The following is a 26,869-nucleotide window of genomic DNA, read 5'->3' as shown; positions in this document are numbered from 1 at the left end:
CGAGTAGAACGAGGCTGCGATCTTTTGATCTTGTCTTTGAAAAACAGGTCAAAAGATCGCAGCGTGCCGCAGCTCCTACACCGAGATCGCGCAGGGTTGCAGTGTCGGTGATGGACGAGCCCAATCCTCAATCAGCCGCGCCGGCGTACCACACACCTTGCGCTTGTAGACAAAATTCCGACACTTCTCGGCAAACCCATTGCGGTTGTAGAGCATGTCTTCCTGCATCTCTTGCAATTCGTTTTCGCGACATTGCCGGATCAGTTCCTGATCAATCCGCAACTTGCGGTCACGCACGGCGGCGTAGGTTGGATCGCTCAGAACTCCGTTGGCCCGTTGCAGCAACCACAGCGAAAACTCATCCGGGCAGCGCGGCCCGATCTCCTGAACCATGCCCATTTGCAATGCCTGAGTCGCGCTCACCGGCAAACAGGCTTGAGTCAGTTGCTCGGTCATTGCCGGACCGACAGCGCGGGGCAGGCTGTAGGTCCAGTATTCCGATCCGTACAAACCCATGCTTTTGTAATGCGGATTGAGCACGATGTCGGCGCGGGCGAACACAATGTCTGCGGCCAACGCGAGCATCACGCCGCCAGCGCCAGCACTGCCGGTCACGCCACTGACCACCAGTTGCCGCGCTGTCAGCAATTCCTCACAGACATCGTCGATTGCCTGAATATTCGCCCAGGCTTCAGCGCCCGGATCCTTTGCCGCCTGAATCACATTCAAATGCACGCCGTTGGAAAAGCTCCCGCGCCCGCCCTTGATCAACAACACTTGAGTGTCACGGGACTTGGCCCAACGCAACGCCTCGACCATGCGCTGGCACTGTTCGGTGCTCATGGCGCCGTTGTAGAACTCGAAGGTCAGCTCACCGACATGCCCGGATTCGCGGTAACGAATCGGCTGATAGGCCTCGTCGCAGAACGGCTGACTGGCAATCGACCAGTCCAGCGTCGGCACAGCGGCCAATTGCCCGGCGAGAATATGCCGCGCCGGTTGCTTGAACGTCTCTTCGCCGGGCTGCGGTTTACGTCGCAGCGAGCCGATCCACACGCTCTGATCGCCGGCCGCGACCAACACCGCATCGTCGTGTACAGCGAGAATTTCACCGGGGATGCCGCTGCGTGAATCAAGGTGCGCGTCGTACACGTAGTACTGCCCGCCGGCCAGGCTCGCCAGCACGCCGGGCTGGCCGTCCGCCGCGTCGATGCAGCGTTTGATGAAGTGTGCGCAGTCATGCCAACTGAAGCTGCGGTCAACTTGTTTCATGTTCGGCTGCAAGCGGCCGCGCACCTTGGGATCGGCGTAATCCAGCGCCACTGGGACGAATCCGTCACTGAACTTCTCGACCACTTCACGAATGCAGCGGATCGCCGCATCACTGACCCGCCCGTTGTACAGCTCGGATTTGCGCAGGCCTGCCGGCAGGTTGAACTCGCAAGTGGCCCATACCGGTCCGGCGTCCATTTCCTCGACCGCTTGCAACGCGGTCACGCCCCAGGGCGACAGCTCGTTGGTAATCGCCCAGTCCAGCGCACTCGCACCGCGATCGCCGACGATGCCGGGGTGAATGATCACCACTGGCCGTGCGGTATTGCTCCACAGCGCTTGCGGAACGCGGTCCTTGAGAAACGGACAGATCACCAGGTCGGCGCCACTGTGTTCTATCTGTTCGCACACCGTCGCCTCGTCGGTAAACACTACAACGCTGGGCGAATGCCCGGCTTGGCGCAGTTCCAGCCAGGCGCGTTGGGTCAGGCCGTTGAACGCCGATGACAGCAGAATAATATTGAGTGGTCGCATGAAGATTCTTCCTTGAATGGGATCAGCCGCAGGCTCCCGGTGAGCCTTCCTTGGCCTTCGATGGAGCGGGAAGAGTAATCAGTGGCAAGGTGTGCGTCAGTGATCTTGGTCAACGTTGTGTAGCCAAATGTTGTGCGGCCGGACGAAGTGACGAATTGCCCCCACACTGATGTTCAACAAAAAACCTCTAGGACCTGCGGCACGCTGCGATCTTTTGATCTTGTTTTTTGTTTCAAGATCAAAAGATCGCAGCGTGCCGCAGCTCCTACGGATATCGCCCTGCTAAAGCGTTGGCGCCAAACGCAAAAATCCCGCCACATGGGCGGGATTTTTTTGACTGAACAGCGGTATTACGAAGGGAACAGCTCGGACAGTTTCATCGCCAGCATCATGTCGCCTTCAGCGCGCAGTTTGCCGCCCATGAACGCTTGCATGCCGTCGGTCGAACCGTCAACGATGCCTTGCAGAGTTTCGCCGTCCATTACCAGCGTGACCTGGGCGTCCGGGTTCTCGCCTTCTTGCAGCTCGCAGGTGCTGTCTTTGACGATCAGCGAGAAGTTCTTGGTGTCGTCGATGCGGAAACCGAAGACCAGATCCAGGCCGGCAGCAGCGGCTGGGTTGAACTTGGCTTTCATTGCTTGTACGGCATCAGCTACGGAGGTCATGGTTCGATCCTTTCTTGGGTAATAGGAGCTGGGTGATTACAGCAAGGGTCACAGTAATCCGGACTCAGCGGAAAGTGATGAGTTCCGGGGCCTTCAGCAGTTGCAGATGGGCATGACTGTTGAAGGAAGCCAGAGCCACCTCGCGACCACGAAACTTCAGCTGGTTGAGCGAGGTGTTGACGATTTGCCAATTCAATTCAAAAGCCTGTTTCGCAGGCATTTGGGTAATCAGGTGGAGCAGGGCGGTGATTGTGCCACCCGAGGTGAACACCGCGATCTTCTGGTTTTTTTCGGCCTGTTCAAGAATTCGATGCAATCCGGCCTGAACCCGTTCAACGAAGCCCAGCCAGCTTTCAAGCCCCGGTGTGTCATAGGTGCCGGCCAGCCAGCGCTCGATGATCAGGGCAAAAATGCGCTGGAACTCGCCGCGGTTTTGCGCGGCGTTGCGCAAGATGTCGAGGGCTTCCGGCTCGTCGGGCAACATCGCCGGGAGCAGGGCGCGGATTACCGCGTCGGCATCGAATTCGTTGAACGCTGAATCGGTTTCCAGCGTCGGAACCGACAGGCCTTTGGCGGTGAATTGCTCCAGCGCACTGGTGGCCGTGTGTTGCTGGCGGCGCAGATCACCTGCCAGGCAGCGATCGAAGCGAATTCCCAGTTCAGCAAGGTGCTGACCGAGGATTTCTGCCTGACGCACACCGGTCGGCGACAGGACGTCATAGTCGTCTGCACCAAAGGAGGCCTGGCCATGTCGAATCAGATAGATGCTGCCCACGTCCGCGTCGTCCCGGTACGTTGAAGGTTTGGCGAGGTTATGAGGATGCCGGGGAGCTGTCAATGAAAAAACATACGCTTGTTTGAAATGCCCGTTACAGGGGTGTTGCCAGAGGTTTCACGGCTGGTCGACGAGCCGGCGCATGGGTATGCTGGAGCCATTCCGCGTGTGCCGCACATCCACGCATCGTTTTGAGGAGTCTCTGTGGAGTTTTTCACCGAATACGCCAGTTTCCTGGCCAAGACCGTCACCCTGGTGATCGCCATTCTGGTGGTGCTCGCCAGTTTTGCCGCGTTGCGCAGCAAGGGGCGGCGCAAGTCGGCGGGGCAGTTGCAGGTCAGCAAGCTCAATGATTTCTATAAAGGCCTGCGTGAGCGTCTGGAGCAGACCCTGCTCGACAAGGATCAGCTCAAGGCCTTGCGCAAGGGCGAGGCCAAGTCCGAAAAGAGCGAGAAGAAGCAGAAGAAAAAACCCGAGGCCAAACCACGGGTGTTCGTGCTGGATTTCGACGGCGACATCAAGGCCTCGGCCACCGAGAGCCTGCGTCATGAAATCACTGCGTTGCTGACCCTCGCTACGCCGAAGGACGAAGTTGTCCTGCGTCTGGAAAGCGGCGGCGGCATGGTCCACAGCTACGGTCTGGCGTCCTCGCAGCTGGCGCGTATCCGCGAAGCCGGCGTGCCTCTGACCGTGTGCATCGACAAGGTCGCGGCCAGCGGCGGCTACATGATGGCGTGCATTGGCGAGAAGATCATCAGTGCGCCGTTTGCCATTCTCGGCTCGATCGGCGTGGTTGCGCAGTTGCCCAACGTCAACCGCTTGCTGAAGAAGCACGATATCGATTTCGAGGTGCTGACCGCTGGTGAGTACAAACGCACCCTGACCGTGTTTGGCGAAAACACCGAAAAGGGCCGCGAGAAGTTCCAGGAAGACCTCGACATCACCCATCAACTGTTCAAGAACTTCGTTGCTCGCTACCGCCCGCAACTTGCCATCGACGACGTGGCGACCGGGGAAGTCTGGCTGGGTATCGCGGCACTGGACAAACAACTGGTCGATGAACTCAAGACCAGCGACGAGTACCTTGCGCAGAAGGCCAAACAGGCCGAGGTCTATCACCTGCATTATGCCGAGCGCAAAAGCCTGCAAGAACGTATCGGCATGGCGGCAAGCAGTTCGGTGGACCGCGTGCTGTTGAGCTGGTGGAGTCGGTTGACCCAGCAACGCTTCTGGTAAAAAGCTGGTGAGAAGGGTGTTGTCATTGCGTCGGTGACAACGCCCTTCACATTCAAGTGTTGTGAGTGCGGTAAATAAGTATTTTATAGTTTTATAATCAAACTTGTTTAAGCAGTTATTGATCAGTTAATCAGCGTTTTTTAATAAGTTATTCAGCGTTAGTCTGGTTTTTCTTATCAGTCTGAGGTTGATCAATATGTCTGCGAAAAATTCCACTACCGTCCTGCCCACCATGACGCCGGAACAGCAGGGTGCGTTCTTTTCCGTTGTTAAACAGCAAATGCCCGGTTGGGTGCTTGGGGCTTCATCAGAAGTTCGTGCCGCGTTGCGCAAGAGCCTGATGGCAAGCTTTGTGTCCCGAGCCGCAGCGTCCGCGACGCTGCGCAAACTTCAATCACCTGAAAAATATTGCAGACCCTTACTGGAAACTGCGTTTTCGGAAAAGTTGCACATGCCGTGCGAAACAACAGGCGTGGTCTTTCAGCACATACGCTCGATATCAAGCCTTCTCAAATTGCGCAAGAAACTCGTCACGCCGATTGGCCGGGACTTGCTATTGGCAGCGTGCGAAAACTTCGAGGCCAGTGAGGCTCGCTCGGATAACTATGACGGCAATTCACTGATCTATATTCCGGAGCGTATCACCGGCCGCACCAACAAGATCCTGCCGATAAAACCTGAAGAGTTTGCGAAACTGTGTCGCTCACTGGATCTGGGCAAGCAGTATCAAGATCACATCAATACGATATTTAAAGAGGATAATCTGCACGATAAATATGTTGCATTTGCAAAAGACCAGTTCGAAGTTGATGTGCACATTGCATTCATGAAAAAGCATATCAGTGCCGATGTATATACACTGCTCAAGGCCGTCAGGCGCGGTGACGTGCCACTTAAACTGGGTAACAATACGCCCGGTTATCAGCGACTGGAAATGCGCGGTCTTACACTGCACGGAGCAATGTTTGTGGGCCCTGTCACTGAACCTGCCGATGAAGATTATCGATGCGTGGTTTACCTTCCCGGGGACCCGCTGCACCCGATAAAGGAATATTCATCGTTTACCAAATTTGAAACCGAACTGAGTAGACGTTTGAGAACTGCCGACTTTCGCAAGTTCTTCATGCGTTTTATCTTGTTGAGTGAGCAGCCCGACTTCCTTGCGTTTCTCACTAGTCGGCTGTTGAATCCAAACAGTGGTGGGTTGCCACTTCCTGTATCCGCTCGATACATATCGCTCGATGGATTCGATATCAAAGAAGAGGTGTTTTCACTGATGTATCAACAGCGCTCGGCCCACGTCTTGGCTGACGCGCGATTGCTGGTGGTACCCACAGATGACGAGGATGAGAAAACACGGCTGGACAGGCTGGAGACCTATAAAACCATTGGTCTCAATACGCTGCTGTTTCTCTCATCGTTCGTTCCGGTTGTCGGGGAGGTCATGTTTGCTATTGCCGGGATTCAGTTGCTCGCAGAGGTTTACGAAGGTATCGAGAGCTGGACCCAGGGTGAGCAGGAACAAGCTACGGACTACATGTTTGACGTCATTGAAAACCTGATGCTGATGGCGGCAATGGCTGGCGCGGGTAAGGCGGCAGGTAAAGGCTTCAAGACGATGAAATCCTCGAGCTTGATCGGGCGCTTGCGGTCAGTTCCGGTGGGCACCGCTCCCACAAAGTTGTGGAAACCGGACCTGAAGGCGTACCAGCAGACCTCATCGGTGCCCGGCAGCCTCGCGGCAGATGCTAAAGGGCTTGTCACGTGGCGTGAACGGCAATACATGCGAGCCGGCACGGATCTTTTTGCGATACGTCCCATCAAGGGCACAGATCTGTGGAAGGTCGAGCATCCCACCTCGCCAGAGCGCTATTCACCCGTGATGGAAACGAACGGCGTCGGTGCGTGGCGCCACGATTCCGAACTGCCGCAGAAATGGAACCTGCTGACGTTGTTCCGGCGCCTCGGCTATCGCGAGGAAGAGTTTTCGGACAGCGAAAGCGCACAGATTCTCGCCACCAGCGCCATCGACGAACAACAACTGCGTCAGCTCTTCCTGGACCGCGCCAGGCCCATGGCGACCTTGGTCGACACGGTTCGGCGCTTTCGCGCAGACAAAGACGTCAGCCATTTTGTTGAAAGCATGCGCACGCCGTTATCTGCGCCCCAAGCCGATCCCGACCTGCAATTGTACCTGTTGACCGAAATGGGCCGTTGGCCTAAGGACGTGAGCATCAGCATCCGCAATACAGGCGGCAGCGAGGTCAGTCACTATGGGTCCGTCTCTGCTCCCCGACAGATAACGCTCGCAAACGATCTATTGGAAAAGGGGCAGTTCTATCCCGCGCTGCTGAGTGCCCTTAGAGGTGAGGAGCGCACGCGCTTGCTTGGCCTCACGACGACGGATGCGGCGAGCCAGGCTCAAGCCTTGAGCAAAGTGTTAGCCGAGCAGTCGGAAAGCAAGAAACTGCCCCTTTTTGCCCGGGTTTACCAGCGTCTGGATGTCAGCACGGAGCCGAGAGCCGCGGTGATTCGGGAAAAGTTTGCGGACCTGCCCTTCAGTGTTGCTGATGAGTTGGTGCACAACGCCGACTTCAGCGAGTGGCAAGAGCTCGACAATGCAATTGTGCCTTTGCGACTGGTGGAGGAAGCGCGGCGCTACGCGCAGGTGGTGCGCCTGAATCGGGCCTACGAAGGGCTGTACCTTGACGCGGCTGGCGGACTGGACTCGGACCGATTGGTGCTCAACACCGTCAAACACTTGCCGGGCTGGACGAATGACGTGTTTGTGGAGATCACGGAGTGGGCCTTGCATTCAGAGAAAAAGGCCAGCATTGGTACGAATGACGGTGACAATAAACTCTTTATCGAGGCTTACCCGAACAAGTTCAAAGCGACCGATGGCCATAACAAGGTGTTGGCCACACACCTGCAACGCACCCGGGCGCATTTTTTTCAAACGCTCTGGGAAGGCTTGCCGGTCAGTGCCCGCAAAGCACTAGGCGTCGAGGCCAACGATGCAGGCGTTGGCTTGAGGAAGAAAATCACCGAGCTGGCATTGAAGCGGCGTGATGCCATTGCCCTGGCCATTGGTATCAAGTCGCAGCGCACGGGATATCGATCACCCATGGGGCTGGCCGACCGGTTGATTGTGGACGCTACGTTGCTGGGACTGCCTCCTGCATCAAAACATTCGGCAGCATTGGTGCAGCGTGCTCAGGAGCTCTATCCGTCTCACTCGCCCGCCCTGATCGAGCACTTTCTGACGACGCTGGGCAGCGATGACGTGCTGGTCACTCGCAAGCTCGAGGCAATGCGCCAGGAACTCCAGACCATCCGTTTTGCACTGGAGCGCTGGATCAATCGCCCGACGCATTATCAGGAGGGTGACGGACCCAGGCTCAAGGTCCCCAGGCACAGCAAAGAGCGGGCAGCACACTCTATATTGCGCGCCTGGCGCAAGGAGACCGGCCTTACACCCGACATGCCGGAGACGCTCTACATTCTGAGACTCGATCCGCAACCTCTGGGCGAACTGCCGATGATCGTCGGCGATTTCAGTCATGTCGGTACGCTGGAAATGGACAGCGTGGGAACCAGCGCCGGATTTATCAGGTTTTTGCACAACTTCGCCAATCTGCGCACCTTGAGTCTGACCCGCAATCAGTTGACCCGTGTCCCCCAGGCGATCGCCGCCATGTCCAGATTGAGAAGTCTGGATTTAAGCGACAACCAGATTCAACTGACGCCGGAAGCGGTCCAGTGGCTGGGGAACAGGGATCAGTTGCACGCCCTTGACCTGAGCTTCAATCCTGCCCTGGGCCGCACTCCGGACGTCAGCGCGCTGCGACAATTGCAACGCCTTGCATTACGCGGTACGAAGATAGTCGAATGGCCAGTCGGCGCTCACGCACTGTCGACGCTGCGCACACTTGATCTGCGTGACAACCTGATCGCACAAATCCCTCAGGCGGTTTTTGCTGCTGAACCTGCGTTGAACCGCGGGACCAATGTTGATGGCAATCCGTTTTCTACCTCGAGTCTGCGTGAAATAGCCGAGTACCAACGATCCAGCGGCATCAGTCTGGGAATTCTGGCCGCCGAGTACCATCAGGTTGCGGCAGTCCAGCCGGATTCGGCCAGACGCGGCTCGATCTGGATGCGCGGCCTGACCGGTGATGCATTGGCCTCCAGACAGGCACTCTGGGACTCACTGTCGGCTTATCCATGGTCCAGGGATTTCTTTCATCTGCTCGCACAGATGCACGACACAGCGGAGTTCAATCTGCTTCAAATCGACTTGAGTCGGCGTGTATGGAACGTGCTGGAGGCTGCGGGCGAAGATGACATGCTGCGCCGCACGTTGTTTCGAATGGCTCGCATCGGGCGAGTGGGGGCGGAGAATGTGTCGGGTCAATTCAGCGATATCGAGGTGAGGGTCCTGTGTTTTCGAGCCGTGCATGCGGCGCGCACCGGAAATCGCACACTGGAAGGAGAGCTGGTTCATCTGATGAGGGGCTTGTTTCGATTGCAGGAGGTAGAGCGTCAGGCCATGATCGAGATCGGTCGTCGCACGCTTGTCGGGCCAATGACCCACGCCCAGGCACAGGAACTCAGTCTGATCTACCGCGTGAGGCTGGCGCGGCGTCTGGATCTGCCTGCTCAGCCCAGGGAAATGAATTTCATCCAGAATGTTGACGTTACCCCCGCACAGCTTCAGCACGCTTACGAAGAGGTCGTCAAAGCCGAGGCAGACGACGCGTTGCTGACCTCATTCAATAACCGAATCTTCTGGTACGAATACCTGGTTGCGACTTATCCGGCAGATTTTGACGCTATTACCCAGCGTAGCGCTCAAGCCTTCAGGGAGTTTGAAGTGCAGGAGAATCTGCAGCGCGCTGAAGCTTCTCGACGTCTGAAGGCGATCGTCGAAAATTTCAAAAACGAGAATGCGCGACTGGTCCAGCGCCTTACATCTGCAGCCTTGGCGAGACATCCAGCCGTGACGCTGCCTGCCGAGGAAGTTGCTTGATTCTGAGTTCCGACGTGGCGGGGCAGGCGCCTTGAACCCCGGGCGGGGTTCAAGGTTTGTTCGTTAACGGCGACGGAACAGCGGCAGCGGTTCGTCAGTGGCCGCCTGATAGGTCACCGAGAAGTCCTTGAGACCTTCCAGGGCTTCGTACGGGTCTTTGTCCGCACGCACGGCAAAGGCATCGAAGCCACAGCGGTGCATGTAGAACAACTGGTCGCGCAGGACATCGCCGATCGCCCGCAATTCGCCTTTGAAGCCGTAACGGTCACGCAGCAGACGCGCGTTGGAGTAGTTGCGGCCGTCGGTGAACGCCGGAAAATTCAGCGCAATGACCTGGAACTCGGCGACGTCGTCACCGATTTCTTCTGCTTCTTCGTCGGCGTCCAGCCACACACCCAGGCCGCCGTCGCGGGCCTGGAGCATGCGACTGTGTTCACGCCACAGTTGCAGCGGCACAATCAGATCGTCGCAGTTGCTGATCTCGTCGATGTTGAAATCCTTGGGCAGCAAGTGCCAGGTTTCGTCGACGACTTCGTTGTTCTTAATGATTCGCTGCATAGACGCGTTCCTTGAAGAGGTCGATGCCAATACGCTGATAGGTGTCGATGAAGCGCTCGTCTTCGGTACGCTGTTCCACGTACACGTCGATCAGCTTCGAGATCACGTCAGGCATGGCGTCCTGAGCGAAGGAGGGGCCGAGGATCTTGCCCAGGCTCGCATCCCGGCTGGCGCTGCCGCCGAGGGATACCTGATAAAACTCCTCACCTTTCTTGTCCACCCCGAGGATGCCGATGTGGCCGACATGGTGGTGACCGCAGGCGTTCATGCAGCCGGAGATGTTCAGGTCGAGTTCGCCGATGTCGAACAGATAGTCGAGGTCGTCGAAACGGCGCTGGATCGATTCGGCGATCGGGATCGACTTGGCGTTGGCCAGCGAGCAGAAATCACCACCCGGGCAGCAGATGATGTCGGTCAGCAGGCCGATATTCGGCGTGGCGAAACCGCCTTCACGCAGTTCGCCCCACAGGGTGAACAGCTTTTCCTGCTCGACATCGGCAAGAATGATGTTCTGCTCGTGGGAGGTGCGCAGTTGACCGAAGCTGTAGCGCTCGGCCAGATCGGCGACAGCGTCGAGCTGCTTGTCGGTAATGTCGCCCGGGGCAACGCCGGTCGGCTTCAGCGACAGGGTTACGGCGACATAACCCGGCTTCTTGTGCGCCAGGGTGTTGCGGGTACGCCAGCGGGCGAAGCCCGGGTGTTCTTTGTCGAGATCGGCCAACTGGGCAGTCTGGTTGTCCAGCGCCTTGTAATCCGGATCGACGAAGTGCTTGGCGACACGTTGCAATTCGGCTTCGGTCAGAGTGGTCTGGCCACCGCGCAGGTGTTCCATTTCCGCATCGACTTTCTGCGCGAACACTTCTGGGGTCAGTGCCTTGACGAGGATCTTGATCCGCGCCTTGTATTTGTTGTCACGACGACCGTAGCGGTTGTAGACCCGCAGAATGGCGTCGAGGTAGCTCAACAAGTCTTGCCATGGCAGGAACTCGTTGATGAACGCGCCCACCACCGGGGTACGACCGAGGCCACCACCGACCAGCACGCGGAAACCGAGTTCGCCAGCGGCGTTGTGCACCGGCTCAAGACCGATGTCGTGGACTTCGATGGCCGCACGGTCAGCGGTCGAACCGTTGACGGCGATCTTGAATTTACGCGGCAGGTAGGCGAATTCCGGGTGGAAGGTCGTCCACTGACGGACGATTTCGCACCATGGGCGCGGATCGATCAATTCGTCGGCAGCGACACCGGCGAACTGGTCGGTGGTGACGTTGCGCAGGCAGTTGCCGCTGGTCTGGATCGCGTGCATCTGCACGGTGGCCAGTTCGGCAAGGATGTCCGGGATGTCTTCCACCGCCGGCCAGTTGAACTGCACGTTCTGCCGGGTACTGATGTGGGCGTAGCCCTTGTCGTAGTCACGGGCAATCTTCGCCATCATACGGGTCTGACGCGAAGTCAGCTGGCCGTAAGGCACCGCCACACGCAACATCGGCGCGAAACGCTGGATGTACAGGCCATTTTGCAGGCGAAGGGGGCGGAATTCTTCTTCGCTCAGCTCACCTGCCAGATAGCGTCGGGTCTGATCACGGAACTGCTTGACGCGGTCCTCGATGATCCGCTGATCGTACTCGTCGTATACGTACATATAAGTCCTGTTCTCAGGCTTTGGGCTACTCGGAAAACGCTGCGTTTTCGCTTGCTGGAGTCCGATGGTGCCTCTGCAATTCTGCGCGCACGGCCGCGCGCTCCATAACGGAGCCGGGGCAATATACCCGTTTGCAGTTATGCGCAAAAGTGATGTTTGAGTATATGTAAAGAACCAAATCGCCTAACGAGAACAGTTATTACCTATTCCACATTTGTCGTGCGGACAATCATCGTCTTAACTGTGGTCGAGTCTTTCTGCAATCACCGATAAAACCGATAAGAGGCGATGCAATGAGCAACCCGACCAAGGCAAGGAAAAGCGACAGCAGCGTTGACGCATGGGCCATTTTGTTCCTGATCATTCTGGTAGTAGGGACGGCGGTGTTCTGGGTCAGTCATCAATAATCGACACAGTCCGGGCGACGTCCGTAGGGCCGCCGCCGGACTCAGATCCCGGCCAGATGCAACACCAGTTTGACGATGCCGAACAGCGTCAGTGCGAACACGCCTGTAAACAAAACCCCCAACACCACAAAATGACTCGGCTTGCCGTGAGTGAAATCACGCGCCCGGTTCTTTCCGCTTTGCACCCCGAAAGCTGCCGCCATCACGCTGTGCAGCATCTGCCATAACGTTGGTGGCTTGTTGTCCTGTGGATCGTCCATAAATCCCTTCCTTCAGTGGTCTTGCTTGCACACAGCATAGACAACTTCGGGCTTCCCGGCGGCCGGAGGGTGTCGACAAATCCTGATAAACATACGCATTGAAGCAATATATATGTACCGCAGGCGAGGTCGTTCCGGATGGTGTGCTAGCGCTCCATTCACAAGGAGCGACTTATGTCCTCGAACCCCTCGATACGCAATGCCAGCAAGCCCGCAATCACCGAGAGCATTCATGGCGACTTTCTTGAAGCAGCCACTCCTCAGTGGCTGATTGACACCTCATCGCCGCGACGGGCAGCGTTGAAGAACGCCTCTACCGTCATGCCTCAGTGGTATCAAGACGCGTCAGATGAGCAGCGTAAAACCCTGGATGCCAGTTTCAGTGCGAGCATGACTGCACAGGCGCAACTGGATAAAACCATGGCGTCTTTCAAGGACATCGATGCATTCGCTGAACCCTTGCTGACCAAGGAGTTGAAGGACCGGTACGGCGTGGAGGTCGATGTCACCAAAACGCTTTTGACTCTACGACGCCCACTCGAAATCAGCATTCTCGAGGTGGAAGTCGCCTCGTTTGAGTTCATGACGCTCACACTGCTGCAAGCGGCTCTGCATAATTTTGAAGCCTGGGAGTGCAAAGCGGGGGCTTATCACAAGTCTTCGTGCTTTGGAGAGCAAGAGACGCCCGCAGACACATATAAATCTGTCCCTCTCAAGCTTTCGGTCAGCGAGTTTCTGAGCCTGTGCCGCAGCCTTGATATCGGCGCGAAATACCAGACCTATCTGCGGTCTTTCTTCCACCCGCCAGAGGCCGACGTTGAAAAGACGCTACGCGAGCACTTTATCGCCGCGCAGAAAGCAACGATGAAAGCCGCCGCGGATCAGGCATTGTTGACGAAGGACATTTTGCCCGCCGATCACGCCATGATCCAGTCGGTCATCAATGGCGAAGTGAATCCATGGATGGGCAAGCAGCAAGTGTGGTTTGGCAACTTGAGTGTGATGAAGAAGCGAATGACAGGCTGTGTTGCCTTCTTGATTACCAGAAAATATCGATATGCCGATGAGCTGATTGTCTACATACCCCATGACCCGGAACATCCCTTCAAGCGTTATACCTGGGCTCAAATGGACCAGGAGTTCAAGCGCCTGTTAACGGCCAGGGATCCCGCCGAACCTGATCAGGCTGCACCCACCGCCTATCAGCGTTTCCTCAGCCAGTTCCTGCCCTACGACCAACGCCCTTATTACTTTAGTCAGTTTGTGCAGGAGGCTGCCGACTCACCCACTGACTTCTTGCGATCGCCTTGGCGGGCTTTCACCGAGTTCGGTGAATTGGGTTACGTTTTGGGCATCAAGGAGTTGCCTCCCCGACGCAACATCAAAATGGAGCCGGTTGAAGACCCTTACATTGGCGCTGCTGCTTTTAGACAGAAGGGCAGTCCTGCCTGGTCCCCAAACCAGGACCTGTGGGATTACCTCTATAAGCAGAGCTGCGCGAAGGTATTGGCCGATGCGCGCAGCCACGCCGTTCCCTCCGATGATGTTGATGCCAAGGCGCGGGCGGAGAAACTGGCCCATCTTCTTCAAATCGGGTTGATGGGGCTCAACTTTGTGTCGATGTTTGTACCGGTGCTGGGCGAAGTGATGATGGTCGCGATGGCCGGGCAGTTGTTGTACGAAACACTGGAAGGCGCCATTGAATGGGGTGAAGGCGATAAGAGAGCGGCCAAAGCCCACCTGATCGATGTCGCTGAAAACCTGGCAATGGTTGCCGTTATGGCCGGTGTCGGGGCAGGGGTGGGCAAACTGGTAGCGGTCAGGGCTACGCCGGTCATCGAAGGGCTTGAACCGGTCACGCTGCCCAATGGCAAGACCCGCCTGTGGCAACCCGATCTCGGTGCTTACAAGCGTGATGTCGTGCTGGATACGGAGGCTGGCCCGAATGCCCTGGGTCAATACGTCGTGGACGGCAAAACCTACATACGCCTGGACGATACAGTGGTTGAGCAAACTTTCGACCCGGACATCAACAAGTGGCGGATCAAACACCCCGATGCCGAGGCGTACCAGCCTGTTCTGGAGAGCAACGGCCGCGGGGCATGGCGTCACACGTTAGAGCGTCCCATGCAATGGGATCGCCTGACGCTGCTGCGACGCATGGGTCATGAGACTGAAGTCTTCCCGGACGAGCTGCTTTTGACGGCCGCCGATGTCAGTGGCGTGACGGATAACGCGCTACGCAAGATGCACATGGATAATGCCGCACCGCCTCCCGAGCTGAGAGACGCCATGGACCTGCTTAAGGCGGACAGGGATGCAAGTGAAGTACTCGAACAATTGCAGCATTTGAAACCGGCAGATGATCGGATCATGCATGCTTTGCCTTTGCTGACGAAGATGCCGCGCTGGCCGCAGGGGCGGATACTGGAGGTGTTCGAGCGTGCCGACCTGTCTGGCAGTTCTATTCGCTATGGTGCTGAACGCAGGTTGCCCGATGGCACCTCCCGGCCACCCATCAAGGTCAGTCGCGCAGACGTGCTCAACGGCCAACTGACCACACGGATCGTGCAGGCGCTGGACGAGCCGGAAATCATCGACCTGCTTGGGCAGGAAGGGACGAGGGTTACAGAAACAATTCCCCAGGTGCTGGACCGACGTTTTTGCCGATTATGCGCAAACCCGGCAACCGGCGATTTTCGACAGCCTTTACAAAGGCGTCGAGTCCGCCGATGCCCGGGTCAGGGGGTTGCAGCGCGAGTGCCCAGGCCTTGGCCTGAACGCCGCGCAAGAAGTGCTGGCTCACGCCAGTGGCGAGGAAATTTTACGGCTCGACAGTACGCGACGTGCGCCTTTGAGAATGCTTGAAGAGGCCCGCTGGTATGCGCGGCAAGCACGACAAACCAAGGCTTTTGCCGGCTTGCACAGTGAAAACATCGCTTCGGCAGACAGCCGTCGACTGGCCTTGCATGCCTTGGAAAACTTGCCGGGCTGGCCAGCATCAGTGCGTCTTGAAGTTCGTGACGGAAGTCCTTCCGGCCTGCTGCTCGACAGCATCGGCAATGAGACCGCCACCCAAATAAAGTATCTGGTGAAAGACGGCCCCCATTACCAGGCATTCAATGAGCGAGGAGAAACGCTCAACAGTATTCCCCGTCAGGGGGACAATTTTTATGCCTCGATCATGCATGCACTGCCGGACGATACCCGTGCCGCCATCGACCTTCCTCATGTCGGGCAGAGCGGCGAGCTGCAGCGCAACATCATTGATTACGCCGTTGAGCATCGCAGTGAAGTCGCCAGCGCTCTGAATCCGCGCGCCAAATCCTACAAACCGCCCGTGAGGATCAACGGCACACGCACAGGTTATTACGCCAGCGGCCGTGGACGTGGGGTCGACGACCAGCTAACGGCGCGGGCGGAGGCGCTTTATCCGGCGCCCGAACAGGCGCAGGCGTTTCTGCGTGCGCAGGAGGGCAAGACACCACAGCAGATCCATCATGTTCTGCAGGCGAAGACACGGGAATGGGAGACGCTTGAGACAACACTTGATCAATGGACGGGGCCACAGTCTGAACTGCCGGAATACCGGGCAAAAGCCCGTGTTGCGCAGGCACTCAAAGACAGTTGGCGTACCGCACCGCTAACGGCGCAAACACCCGGCAGCGTCATGTTGCGGCTCGACTGCGAGGCGCCGTGGCCGGTGCTGGAAGCAGACTTTTCCCATGTACAGACACTGCAAGTGACATGGGGCAGAGTGATGGATGACAACCTGAATGCATTTCTCTCGACGTTTTCCCATATCCGCGAGCTTTGGTTATCCAATATCGAACTCGTGCCTGGCACCGGTTCCGCCATTCTGCCTTTAACGCTGCCCTCGGCCGTTCTTGAGATGCCGGCACTCAGGACGCTCACTTGTCACGGATCAGCCTCCGCATCATTAACGGCAGAATTTTCAACCCGGCTGAACGCGTTGACCTCTCTGGAAAAACTCAATCTGGTGATGCGTGGGAGCATTTCGCCAGAGTTCAGTGCTGGAGGGCTGGGCGGGTTGGCGGGTTTGAAGCGGCTCAGGATTATCGCCAGGCACATGCGTCAATGGCCAGCCAATGTCGAGAACTTGCCCCAACTGGAGTTTCTCGACCTGAGGGCGACAGCCATTAGTGCAATCCCTGAAAGCATGTATACCGGCCATGAACAGTTATGGAGAGGACTGTCGCTGGATTGGTCGAAGTTCTCTTATGACGAATTCTTGCCTGCGTATGAATACCTGCGAAAAAACGGGCCACTCAGTGGTCTGGATGAAACGCTGATGGTGCATGAGTATTGTCGTGGAGAGCTGAACTATCTCCTTGGCGACGATCGAGGGGGGGGGCTCCGGGGAAAGTGTCCTGCACACCTGGGATTCACCCGAGAACCAGTTGGCCGGGATTCGTGCCCTGACTGCCGAACACGCGGGCATATTCCGACCTTTCTACCCGTCGGCTACAGGTGCTGCATTAAGGGGGGCGCAACCTTTACCGAATTGGTTAAGCGGCACGCGCTCAACGATATATAACGCCCTGCAGAGGAACTGGAGGGGACTTGTTCGCCAACGGTACGGTGCACGCATTGACGCGTCACTCCTGGAGATCGACCTGCGAAACAACCTGTCGGGCTCATTGCGCCTCTTTACATTGCCCGAGCTGCCACCGCTGCCAGCGGGCAGCTTTTCCCACGTGAGAACGCTGCGCCTCGACGGGCTGGATGCCCCCGTGGCGCAGATAAAAGATTTTCTGAAAGCCTTCAGCAAGGCGCAGATACTTGAAATCAGTGGCGGCCGTTTGACCGAGCTGCCTGCCGCGCCCGAAAGCCTCCCTGACCTGACGCAGCTGGACCTGCACGGCAATAATATTGTCCTTACGCCCGCTGTGCAGGCGCAGTTCAATGGCTTTGCCAAACTTGCCCGGCTGAATCTGCGCGGCAATCCGCTCGGCAGCATCAACGTTGCGGCACTGACTGCGCTTGAAGCGCTGGATTTGAACGCGACACAGTTGCGCTCATGGCCAGCCGGCGCGGAATTCCTGCCGAAGCTGTCGTGGCTCGACTTGCGCAATAACCAGCTCTCATCGTTGCCGCAGGATGTGTTTATACATGACGATATCCTGCTGAAAACCGAGCTTGGCAATAACCCTTTGAACGACCAGGGGCAGCAGGTTCTGACTACGGCGCGACAGCGGATTGAACAGGCCAGAGGCTTGTCCGCCGGCGCATTAGCGCGACTCTCCGAACAAATGCCTTTTAACGTTTTCCCGCCTGCGGAAACGTCGTGGACAGTCCTCAGCCGCGTGCCGCGGCTTCCACAGGCAATGGTTGAGGGCGACAGTTTTGTTTATAGCCTGCAGCAAATTCGCCCGGAAATCACCGAGGCCCAAGCTCTTGAGAAGATCCAGCGGATGCGCAGCAGCGCGATGAGCGACCCGCAAATCGGCGAGCAAATTAGCCAATGGCGTCAAGACAGCGAAGCGTTAACGCGCAAGTTGAATGATTGGCTCTGCATTGCCGAGGTCAGGACGTCAAGGTCTATTGTGTCGTTGCAAACACGATCGCAGGCGGCGTCGCGCATCCGCGGGCTGTGGTGGCAAGCAGTCGTTGACCACCCAGGTGGCATGGAGCTGAACCTGAACCTCAGTGGCATACAGACAGGCGACTTGCCGGCGCTGGGGATTCAGTTGCCGGGGGTGACTGCACTTGATCTGACCGGCGTCAGGCTGACAGCGCAGGGCTCCAACGACTTTCTGAGAGCATTCCCGGGCGTACGCAGGTTGTGTCTGAACGGCAATGAGCTGGCAGCGTTGCCTGAAGCCGTCAGAGACATGAGTCAGTTGAGCGAGCTGGATCTGGCAGCCAACCATTTCTCCGACCTTGAATCGAATTTCGAGCTGCCGATGCAAGGAAGTTTGCTGAAACGGATCGATCTCAGCAGCAACCGGCTGGCTTCGTTCGACAGTTCACCCTTTGCAAGTCTGGAGGCGTTGGATCTTGCCTACAACTCCATTACTGACTGGCCTGGAGGAACGCTGGATCTTGCGCTGTTGCGAAGGCTGAATCTAAGTGGCAATGGGCTCAGGGCGCTTCCGGAGGAGCTGCTCGATGGCAGTCATGACACCTTGCTGGCCGGCACGAACCTCTCGGATAACCTGGATCTGTCCAGATATTCGCTCGACTTGCTTATAGGCTACAGCGACACCCACGAAAGAGCTGCAGTGGCTGGCATTTCCCGATCAGAGCTGGTCGAGAGAGACCAATTTAGGGGCGACTCCCATTCAGAAGGCTCGGGTTCCGATCATGATAGTGATGATGGAAGTAACGACGATAACGATCGCGGCGGTGAAGCTGCCGGCCCTGCTGTCGAGGCTGTTGAAGAGCTGGACCCGCAGCAGAGCGAGATTGATGTGGGCGCGGTGGACGATTGGCTTGCTGACTCCACTCCGGAACAGGCGTTGGCCAGGCGCGAGCTGTGGCGGCGACTGGCAGGAGAAGAACAGCATGAGCGCTTTTTTAATCTGATTGCGTTGTTGCCTGACTCGTCCGAATTCAGATTTGCTCGCGCCGATTTGACCCGCCGGCTCTGGGAGGTGATAAGCGCGGCTTGCGAAAATACCGAACTACGAGAACTGCTGTTCCTCGAGGCCGAGACTCATGGAACGTGCGCCGACGGCCGCATTTTGACATTTAGTCAGCTTGAGACCCGCGTCTTTACTTATCACGCTTTGCGCAATATTCCACCGGGAAATGCGGTGCTCAAAGGCAGGGCGCTTTTACCGCTGTTGCGGCGGTTGTTCCGGCTCTACAGGGTCGACACCCTGGCCGAACACAGAGCCATTCAGAGGCACAGCGACATAGCGGAAGTGCGCCTGGAATACCGAATAGGTCTGACAAACGGCTGGGACGACGGTCTGGATTTGCCCGGACAGCCTACGCACATGCTCTACGGCACTCCCATCTCCGAAGCGCGAGCTGCAAAGGTCCGAGCTTCCATTCTCGAAGCAGAGCGTTCCGACGCACTGTCGCTGTTCATGGCGACGCAGGATTTCTGGAGGGCTCACCTGGCAGAGCGCTATCCGCAAGAGTTCAGCGCGATCAACACTGCGCTGGACGACGAACGCCTGGAAGTCTTCAACGCACTTGAAGCGCGCAACGAGCGTGGTGAATTCAACGAAGCAGATTACCCGGTAGAAATGAGGGAAGCGATGGATACGATTGAGGACAAGCGCAACCAACAACTTGCAGAGTTGACGCGCAGGGAAATCGAGGTTCTCCAGCCGACCGCGGGCGATCCGGAGATCCCCGCACCGCGGTCTCCGCAACCTGGCCCTTCCAGGCTGCCCTGAAGTAACAGCGCTTGACAGTCAGTGGCGCACGGGAGCGAGTTGCTTCGTTCCCGTGCGCCACCTTTGGTCAGTTGTCGTAACCCAGATTCGGCGCCAGCCAGCGTTCGGTCACGCTGAGCTCCTGAGCTTTACGCGAGGTGTAGCTTTGCACCTGATCCTTGTCGATCTTGCCGACAGCAAAGTACTGCGCCTGCGGGTGAGCGAAGTACCAGCCGCTGACCGCCGCAGCCGGGAACATGGCGTAGTGTTCGGTAAGGAACACGCCGCTGCGACCGGCACGCATTTCTTCTGCTTCAGGATCGAGCAGGGCAAACAGCGCCGCTTTCTCGGTGTGATCCGGGCAGGCCGGATAGCCCGGGGCAGGGCGGATGCCGGAGTACTGCTCTTTGATCAGTGCGTCGTTGTCGAGCACTTCGTCCTTGGCATAGCCCCAATGTTCTTTGCGCACTTGCTGGTGCAGCCATTCGGCGCACGCTTCGGCCAAACGGTCGGCGAGGGCCTTGACCATGATCGAGTTGTAATCGTCGCCAGCATCCTGATAAGCCTTGGCCACTTCCTCGGCACCGATGCCGGCGGTGGTGATGAAGCCACCCACGTAATCGGTTACTTCGCTGTCCTTCGGCGCAACAAAGTCGGCCAGCGAGAAGTTCGGCTTGCCGTCGGTCTTGATGATCTGCTGACGCAGGTGATGCAGTTTGGCCAATGGTTTGCCGTCATCGCCGTACAGCTCGATATCGTCGTCATGCACCTGATTGGCCGGCCAGAAACCAAATACCGCGCGGGCGCTGATCAGTTTCTCGTCGATCAGTTTGGCGAGCATCTCCTGCGCGTCTTTGTAAAGCGCAGTGGCGGCTTCACCGACCACTTCGTCTTCGAGGATGCGCGGGAACTTGCCGGCCAGGTCCCAGGAGATGAAGAAAGGCGTCCAGTCGATGTATTCGGCCAAGACCTTGAGGTCAATGTTGTCCAGAACACGGGCACCGGTAAAGGTTGGTTTGACCGGCTCGTAGCTGGCCCAGTCAAATTGCGGCTTCTTGGCGATGGCGGCCGCATAGCTCAAACGCTCGGTGCGGGCGCTACGGTTAGCGGTGCGCTCACGCACTTCAATGTATTCGGCGCGGGTTCTTTCAACGAAACCGGCCTTCAGTTCTTTCGACAGCAACTGCGTTGCCACGCCCACGGCGCGGGAGGCGTCGGTCACGTAGATCACCGCGTCGTTGCTGTATTTGGGTTCGATCTTCACCGCCGTGTGCGCTTTGGAAGTGGTCGCGCCGCCGATCATCAATGGTAGATGGAAATCCTGACGCTGCATCTCACGTGCAACGTGGACCATCTCATCCAACGACGGCGTGATCAGACCGGACAGGCCGATGATGTCGCACTTCTGTTCTTTGGCAACCTGGAGGATTTTCTCCGCCGGCACCATCACGCCGAGGTCGACGATGTCATAACCGTTGCAACCGAGCACCACGCCGACGATGTTCTTGCCGATGTCGTGCACGTCGCCTTTGACCGTGGCCATGAGGATCTTGCCCTTGGCTTCCGGCTTGTCGCCTTTTTCCAGTTCGATGAACGGGATCAGGTGGGCCACGGCTTGTTTCATCACGCGGGCAGATTTCACCACCTGCGGCAGGAACATTTTGCCGGCGCCGAACAGGTCGCCAACGATGTTCATGCCGGACATCAGCGGGCCTTCGATCACCTCGATCGGGCGGGCGAACGACAGGCGCGACTCTTCAGTGTCTTCAACAATGTGCGTGGTGATGCCTTTGACCAGCGCGTGTTCCAGGCGCTTGTTGACCGGCCAGCCGCGCCATTCTTCGGTCTCGGCTTCCTTGACGCTGCCGTCGCCCTTGTACTTGTCGGCGATGGCGAGGAGGGCGTCGGTGCCGTTCGGCGTGCGGTTGAGCACCACGTCTTCGACAGCGTCACGCAGCTCGACAGGGATCTGGTCGTAAATTTCCAGCTGACCGGCGTTGACGATACCCATGGTCAGGCCGTTGCGGATTGCGTACAGCAGGAACACCGAGTGAATCGCCTCTCGCACCGGATTGTTGCCACGGAACGAGAACGACACGTTGGACACGCCGCCGGAGGTCAGCGCATACGGCAGTTCGTCGCGAATGTAGGCGCAGGCATTGATGAAGTCGACCGCGTAGTTGTTGTGTTCTTCGATGCCGGTGGCCACGGCGAAGATGTTCGGGTCGAAGATGATGTCTTCCGGCGGGAAGCCGACTTCGTTGACCAGAATGTCGTAGGAGCGTTTGCAGATTTCTTTTTTGCGCGCTTCGGTGTCGGCCTGGCCGGCTTCATCAAACGCCATCACCACTACCGCAGCGCCGTAGCGCTTGCACAGTTTGGCGTGGTGGATGAACTGCTCGACGCCTTCTTTCATGCTGATCGAGTTGACGATGCCCTTGCCCTGAATGCATTTCAGGCCGGCTTCGATCACTTCCCATTTCGAGGAGTCGATCATGATCGGTACGCGGGAGATGTCCGGTTCACCGGCGATCAGATTGAGGAAGGTGACCATCGCCTTCTTCGAATCGAGCATCCCTTCGTCCATGTTGATGTCGATCACCTGGGCGCCGGCTTCGACCTGTTGCAGGGCGACTTCGAGTGCTTCGGTGTAGTTATCTTCACGAATCAAGCGGGCGAACTTGGCCGAGCCAGTGATGTTGGTGCGCTCGCCAACGTTGACGAACAGCGAGCTGCGATCAATGGTGAACGGCTCAAGACCGGACAGGCGGCAAGCCTTGGGAATGTCCGGAATCTGCCGTGGTGCGTAACCGGCCACGGCTTTGGCGATGGCTTCAATGTGGCCGGGCGTGGTGCCGCAGCAGCCGCCGACGATGTTGAGGAAACCGCTCTGGGCGAATTCTTCGATGACTTTGGCGGTTTCGATTGGCAGTTCGTCGTACTCGCCGAACTCGTTCGGCAGGCCGGCGTTCGGGTGCGCGGAAACGTGGGTGCTGGCCTTGTTCGACAGCTCTTCCAGATAGGGACGCAGTTCACTGGCGCCGAGTGCGCAGTTCAGGCCGACCGAAATCGGCTTGGCGTGGGCCACGGAGTTCCAGAACGCTTCGGTGGTCTGGCCCGACAAAGTGCGGCCGGAGGCATCGGTGATGGTCCCGGAGATCATGATCGGCAGTTCGATGTGCAGCTCTTCGAACACGCCTTGCACGGCGAAGATCGCCGCTTTGGCGTTGAGGGTGTCGAAGATGGTTTCGATCAGGATCAGGTCGGCGCCGCCCTCGATCAGACCTTTGGTGGCCTCGGTGTAGTTCTCCACCAGCTCATCGAAGGTGACGTTGCGGTAGCCCGGATTGTTCACGTCCGGCGACAGTGAGCAGGTGCGGCTGGTAGGGCCGAGCACGCCGGCGACGAAGCGTGGCTTGTCCGGGTTTTCTGCGGTCTTGGCGTCGGCAACCTTGCGGGCCAGGCGCGCGCCTTCTACGTTTAATTCGTAGGCCAGCTCTTCCATGCCGTAGTCGGCCATGGAAATGCGTGTGGCGTTGAAGGTGTTGGTTTCCAGAATGTCGGCGCCGGCATCCAGGTAGGCTTTTTCGATTCCGCCGATCACGTCAGGACGGGTGAGCACCAACAGGTCGTTGTTGCCCTTGACGTCACTCGGCCAGTGCGCGAAGCGTTTGCCGCGATAATCCTGTTCTTCGAGCTTGTAGCTCTGGATCATCGTGCCCATGCCGCCGTCGAGTATCAGGATGCGCTCTTTGAGAGCTTGCTTGAGAGCTTGAAGGCGGACGCTGCGATCGGACATTTGGACTACTCGGAAAGACCATTACGAAGGAGCGGGATCATAACAAACCTGTGCGCTTTTGGAGCATGTGGCGGTTTTGCATGAATATCGTTCATGTTGGTACGGGCGTCATACTGTAGTATCGCGACGTTTTTTTCAGGATCGGGATCAAGGGCATGTCGTACCGCGTCATCAGCATCTTTTTGATGTTATTCAGCTGGGGCGCCAATGCGCAGGATCCCGCTTCGTCTTCCATCTCATATAGTCGCGACATCCAGCCGATCTTCACCGAGAAGTGCGTGGCCTGCCATGCGTGCTACGACTCTGCCTGCCAGCTCAATCTGGGCAGTGGCGAAGGCGCGGGGCGTGGCGCGAGCAAGATGCCGGTCTACGACGGCGAGCGCAGTCAGGCAGCGCCGACCACACGATTGTTCTACGACGCTTTCGGCCAACGCGCCTGGCAGCAGAAAGGCTTTTACTCAGTGCTCGACGCCCAGGGCAGTCAGGCTGCGCTGATGGCGCGCATGCTGGAGCTGGGGCACAAGACGCCGTTAACGCCTAACGCCAGACTGCCGGAAGACATCGTGCTCGGGCTCAACCGCCAGAACATGTGCGCGATGCCTGCCGAATTTGACGGCTACGCAGGGGCTCACCCGAAAGAAGGCATGCCGCTGGCGGTCACTGGCCTTACCGATCAGCAATACCAGACCTTGCAGCGCTGGCTGGCTTCCGGTGCGCCAATCGACGAACAAGGCCTGGCGCCGAGTGCCCAGGAAGCGATGCAGATTGTGCAATGGGAAAATCTGCTCAACCTGCCCGGTGCACGGGAAAGTCTGGTCGGCCGCTGGTTGTTCGAGCACTTGTATCTGGCCCACATCTATTTCAAGGGCGGCGAGCCCGGACACTTTTTTCAGTGGGTGCGCTCGCGTACGCCGCCCGGTCAGCCGATCGACCTGATCGCCACTCGCCGTCCCAACGACGATCCCGGCACGCGGGTGTATTACCGCTTGTGGCCGGTGCAGGGCGTGATCGTACACAAGACCCACATCACGTATCCGCTGAGCGCGGCGAAGATGGCGCGGGTTAAAAGCCTGTTCTATAGCGGCAACTGGCAGGTCAACGCGCTGCCGGGTTACGGCCCGCAGAGCCGGGCCAATCCGTTCGTCACGTTCGAGGCGATTCCGGCGCAGGCGCGCTATCAGTTCATGCTTGATAACGCTGAATATTTCGTCCGTACGTTTATTCGCGGCCCGGTGTGTCGGGGGCAGATCGCTACCGATGTGATTCGTGACAACTTCTGGGCTCTGTTCCAGGCGCCGGAACATGATCTGTACATCACCGACCCCAATTATCGCGGCCAGGCCACGCCGTTGCTGGCCATGCCCGGGCAGAACGACGATGTCGGCAGCGTGCTGAGCCTGTGGCGCGACTACCGCGACAAACGTAATGAATACGAAGACCTGCGTCGCGACAGTTACGCCGACTTGCCGGCGCCGAGCTGGTCGACCCTGTGGGCGGGCAACGACAACGCGCTGCTGAGCATCTTCCGCCACTTTGACAGTGCCTCGGTGACCAAAGGCCTGATTGGTGAAGTGCCGCAAACGATGTGGCTGTTCGACTACCCGCTGCTGGAACGCACCTATTACCAGTTGGCGGTCAACTTCGATGTGTTCGGCAATGTCTCGCATCAGGCGCAAACCCGCCTGTACTTCGACCTGATCCGCAACGGTGCCGAGCAGAACTTCCTGCGCCTGATGCCGGCCGACTCCCGTGAGGACTACCTCAACGACTGGTACCAGGACGGTGGCCAGTTCAAGATGTGGCTCGATTATGAAGCCATCGACGACGACAAGCCGACCGCGCTGAAACTCGATGAGAAGGATCCGAAACACGACTTCGCCATGCAGTTGCTCGCGCGCTACGGCGACCTCAATGCGCGGCCAGACCCGATCAACCGTTGCGACGGCGCTTATTGCTCGCGGCCGAATATCGATCCGGCGTTGCAAAATGCCGAGCAGGCGCTGAGCCATCTGACATCACGCCCGGCGGCCGGTTTGAAGGTCATTGATAACTTGCCGGAAGCGACCCTGCTGCGTATCGAAACGGCCAGCGGTAAACGCGAGGTCTACAGCCTGATGCGCAACCGCGCGCACAGCAACGTGGCGTTTCTGCTGGGTGAGTCTCTGCGCTATCAGCCGGGGCTGGATACGCTGACCATTTATCCGGGTGTGCTCAGCAGTTATCCGAATTTCATCTTCAACATTCCCGCTGATCAGGTGCCAGCGTTTGTCGATGCGATGGAAAATGCCAAGGATGCCAACCGTTTCGAAAAAATCGTCGAACGCTGGGGCATACGTCGCAGTCATCCGCAATTCTGGTTCTATTTCCACGATCTGAGTCAGTACATCCATGAAACCGAGCCGGTGGAAGAGGGCGTGCTGGACATGAACCGCTACGAGAATCTTTAATCGATGCCTGCGGTCACCCTTTCTGACTAGACCACAGATCCCTGTGTGAGCTGGCTTGCCAGCGATGAGGTCGGCACATTCAGCATTGATGTTGCCTGACACTCCGTCATCGCGGGCAAGCCCGCTCCCACAGGGTGAAGTGTTGTACTTACGATTTCAGTGCAGTCCCCATATGCGTCAAGACCCAAATAGACGATGAACCTGTCGAGAATCATTCCTGACAAAAATACTAGGACTTTGTCCGGCGCAACGATTGGCGTAAACTCCGCCACAAGCCTGCGAGGAGTTTCCATGACCGCTATTACCATTACTGACGCCGCCCACGATTACCTGGCCGATCTGCTCTCCAAGCAGAACACCCCGGGCATCGGCATCCGCGTCTTCATCACCCAGCCTGGCACCCAGTACGCCGAAACCTGCATTGCCTACTGCAAGCCGGGCGAAGAAAAACCTGAAGACACCGCGCTGGGGCTGAAAAGCTTCACCGCTTACATCGATTCGTTCAGCGAAGCGTTTCTCGATGACGCCGTTGTCGATTACGCCACCGACCGCATGGGCGGCCAACTGACCATCAAGGCGCCAAACGCCAAAGTACCGATGGTCAACGCCGAAAGCCCGGTCAACGAGCGCATCAACTATTACCTGCAAACCGAAATCAACCCGGGGCTGGCCAGCCACGGCGGTCAGGTCAGCCTGATCGATGTGGTTGAAGACGGCATCGCTGTTTTGCAGTTCGGTGGTGGTTGCCAAGGCTGCGGCCAGGCAGACGTGACCCTGAAGGAAGGCATCGAGCGCACGTTGCTTGAGCGTATTCCCGAGCTCAAAGGTGTTCGCGACGTGACCGACCATACGCAGAAAGAAAACGCCTACTACTGAGTACGGCGTTCACT

At 57.8% G+C, this 26,869-nt stretch carries 14 protein-coding genes; 7 read left to right on the top strand and 7 right to left on the bottom strand.

What is annotated here, in order from left to right; genetic code table 11:
• Window positions 1–75: 75 nt before the first annotated feature.
• From ACA061_RS14895 to ACA061_RS14885, 3 genes are all read right to left on the bottom strand, one after another.
• The gene (locus ACA061_RS14895; protein ID WP_497299498.1) at window positions 76–1,806 is read right to left on the bottom strand and encodes a hydrogenase maturation protein; all 1,731 of its coding nucleotides are present in this window, start codon (window positions 1,804–1,806) and stop codon (window positions 76–78) included.
• A gap of 350 nt (window positions 1,807–2,156) precedes the next feature.
• Window positions 2,157–2,471 (bottom strand): SCP2 sterol-binding domain-containing protein, encoded by a 315-nt coding sequence (locus tag ACA061_RS14890; protein ID WP_007946492.1) that lies wholly within the window; start codon window positions 2,469–2,471, stop codon window positions 2,157–2,159.
• Window positions 2,472–2,535: 64 nt separating this feature from the next.
• The gene (locus tag ACA061_RS14885) at window positions 2,536–3,246 is read right to left on the bottom strand and encodes a histidine phosphatase family protein (RefSeq protein ID WP_150602475.1); all 711 of its coding nucleotides are present in this window, start codon (window positions 3,244–3,246) and stop codon (window positions 2,536–2,538) included.
• Window positions 3,247–3,450: 204 nt separating this feature from the next.
• Here ACA061_RS14885 and sohB point away from each other — a divergent pair, with 204 nt between their 5' ends.
• Both sohB and ACA061_RS14875 read left to right on the top strand, forming a co-directional pair.
• The gene (gene sohB, locus ACA061_RS14880) at window positions 3,451–4,482 is read left to right on the top strand and encodes a protease SohB (RefSeq protein WP_150602474.1); all 1,032 of its coding nucleotides are present in this window, start codon (window positions 3,451–3,453) and stop codon (window positions 4,480–4,482) included.
• A gap of 196 nt (window positions 4,483–4,678) precedes the next feature.
• On the top strand, window positions 4,679–9,514 hold the full coding sequence (locus ACA061_RS14875; RefSeq protein ID WP_497299497.1) for an NEL-type E3 ubiquitin ligase domain-containing protein: 4,836 nt from the start codon (window positions 4,679–4,681) through the stop codon (window positions 9,512–9,514).
• Window positions 9,515–9,577: 63 nt separating this feature from the next.
• Here the strand turns inward: ACA061_RS14875 and ACA061_RS14870 are convergent, their stop codons facing one another.
• The 3 genes from ACA061_RS14870 to ACA061_RS14860 all read right to left on the bottom strand — a co-directional run bounded on the left by ACA061_RS14870 (window position 9,578) and on the right by ACA061_RS14860 (window position 12,381).
• Window positions 9,578–10,072 carry a DUF934 domain-containing protein gene (locus tag ACA061_RS14870; RefSeq protein WP_150602473.1) on the bottom strand — a complete coding sequence of 165 codons (495 nt, stop codon included), beginning with the start codon at window positions 10,070–10,072 and terminating at the stop codon, window positions 9,578–9,580.
• The gene (locus tag ACA061_RS14865) at window positions 10,056–11,714 is read right to left on the bottom strand and encodes a nitrite/sulfite reductase (RefSeq protein WP_497299496.1); all 1,659 of its coding nucleotides are present in this window, start codon (window positions 11,712–11,714) and stop codon (window positions 10,056–10,058) included. The genes ACA061_RS14870 and ACA061_RS14865 overlap by 17 nt, the downstream gene beginning before the upstream one ends.
• A gap of 448 nt (window positions 11,715–12,162) precedes the next feature.
• Window positions 12,163–12,381: a DUF2970 domain-containing protein gene (locus tag ACA061_RS14860; RefSeq protein WP_150602471.1), complete on the bottom strand. Its 219-nt coding sequence runs from the start codon at window positions 12,379–12,381 to the stop codon at window positions 12,163–12,165.
• 174 nt (window positions 12,382–12,555) lie between these two features.
• On the opposite strand from ACA061_RS14860, the gene ACA061_RS14855 reads away from it, so the two are divergent.
• The 3 genes from ACA061_RS14855 to ACA061_RS14845 all read left to right on the top strand — a co-directional run bounded on the left by ACA061_RS14855 (window position 12,556) and on the right by ACA061_RS14845 (window position 19,754).
• Window positions 12,556–15,249 (top strand): dermonecrotic toxin domain-containing protein, encoded by a 2,694-nt coding sequence (locus ACA061_RS14855; protein ID WP_497299495.1) that lies wholly within the window; start codon window positions 12,556–12,558, stop codon window positions 15,247–15,249.
• Window positions 15,242–16,939 (top strand): hypothetical protein, encoded by a 1,698-nt coding sequence (locus ACA061_RS14850; RefSeq protein ID WP_497299494.1) that lies wholly within the window; start codon window positions 15,242–15,244, stop codon window positions 16,937–16,939. Before ACA061_RS14855 ends, ACA061_RS14850 begins: the two co-directional genes overlap by 8 nt.
• Before the next feature lie 196 nt (window positions 16,940–17,135).
• Window positions 17,136–19,754: an NEL-type E3 ubiquitin ligase domain-containing protein gene (locus ACA061_RS14845; protein ID WP_497299493.1), complete on the top strand. Its 2,619-nt coding sequence runs from the start codon at window positions 17,136–17,138 to the stop codon at window positions 19,752–19,754.
• A gap of 67 nt (window positions 19,755–19,821) precedes the next feature.
• On the opposite strand, the gene metH is transcribed toward ACA061_RS14845, so the two are convergent.
• The gene (gene metH / locus ACA061_RS14840) at window positions 19,822–23,532 is read right to left on the bottom strand and encodes a methionine synthase (RefSeq protein WP_497299492.1); all 3,711 of its coding nucleotides are present in this window, start codon (window positions 23,530–23,532) and stop codon (window positions 19,822–19,824) included.
• Between the two features lie 155 nt (window positions 23,533–23,687).
• On the opposite strand from metH, the gene ACA061_RS14835 reads away from it, so the two are divergent.
• Window positions 23,688–25,979: a fatty acid cis/trans isomerase gene (locus ACA061_RS14835; RefSeq protein WP_497299491.1), complete on the top strand. Its 2,292-nt coding sequence runs from the start codon at window positions 23,688–23,690 to the stop codon at window positions 25,977–25,979.
• Window positions 25,980–26,270: 291 nt separating this feature from the next.
• The gene (gene nfuA, locus ACA061_RS14830; RefSeq protein WP_042559410.1) at window positions 26,271–26,855 is read left to right on the top strand and encodes a Fe-S biogenesis protein NfuA; all 585 of its coding nucleotides are present in this window, start codon (window positions 26,271–26,273) and stop codon (window positions 26,853–26,855) included.
• Window positions 26,856–26,869 lie beyond the last annotated feature (14 nt).

The organism is Pseudomonas sp. LBUM1668 (genome assembly GCF_059695715.1).
The sequence above is the reverse complement of the archived record's forward strand: the minus strand, read 5'-3'. Positions and strand labels throughout refer to the sequence as shown.

Coding starts and splice junctions, on each gene's coding strand:
- ACA061_RS14890 (WP_007946492.1), bottom strand. CDS start 2,471: ATGACCTCCGTAGCTGATGCCGTACAAGCAATGAAAGCCAAGTTCAAC.
- ACA061_RS14855 (WP_497299495.1), top strand. CDS start 12,556: ATGTCCTCGAACCCCTCGATACGCAATGCCAGCAAGCCCGCAATCACC.
- nfuA (WP_042559410.1), top strand. CDS start 26,271: ATGACCGCTATTACCATTACTGACGCCGCCCACGATTACCTGGCCGAT.
- ACA061_RS14870 (WP_150602473.1), bottom strand. CDS start 10,072: ATGCAGCGAATCATTAAGAACAACGAAGTCGTCGACGAAACCTGGCAC.
- ACA061_RS14860 (WP_150602471.1), bottom strand. CDS start 12,381: ATGGACGATCCACAGGACAACAAGCCACCAACGTTATGGCAGATGCTG.
- ACA061_RS14850 (WP_497299494.1), top strand. CDS start 15,242: ATGCTTGAAGAGGCCCGCTGGTATGCGCGGCAAGCACGACAAACCAAG.
- metH (WP_497299492.1), bottom strand. CDS start 23,532: ATGTCCGATCGCAGCGTCCGCCTTCAAGCTCTCAAGCAAGCTCTCAAA.
- ACA061_RS14895 (WP_497299498.1), bottom strand. CDS start 1,806: ATGCGACCACTCAATATTATTCTGCTGTCATCGGCGTTCAACGGCCTG.
- ACA061_RS14835 (WP_497299491.1), top strand. CDS start 23,688: ATGTCGTACCGCGTCATCAGCATCTTTTTGATGTTATTCAGCTGGGGC.
- ACA061_RS14875 (WP_497299497.1), top strand. CDS start 4,679: ATGTCTGCGAAAAATTCCACTACCGTCCTGCCCACCATGACGCCGGAA.
- ACA061_RS14865 (WP_497299496.1), bottom strand. CDS start 11,714: ATGTACGTATACGACGAGTACGATCAGCGGATCATCGAGGACCGCGTC.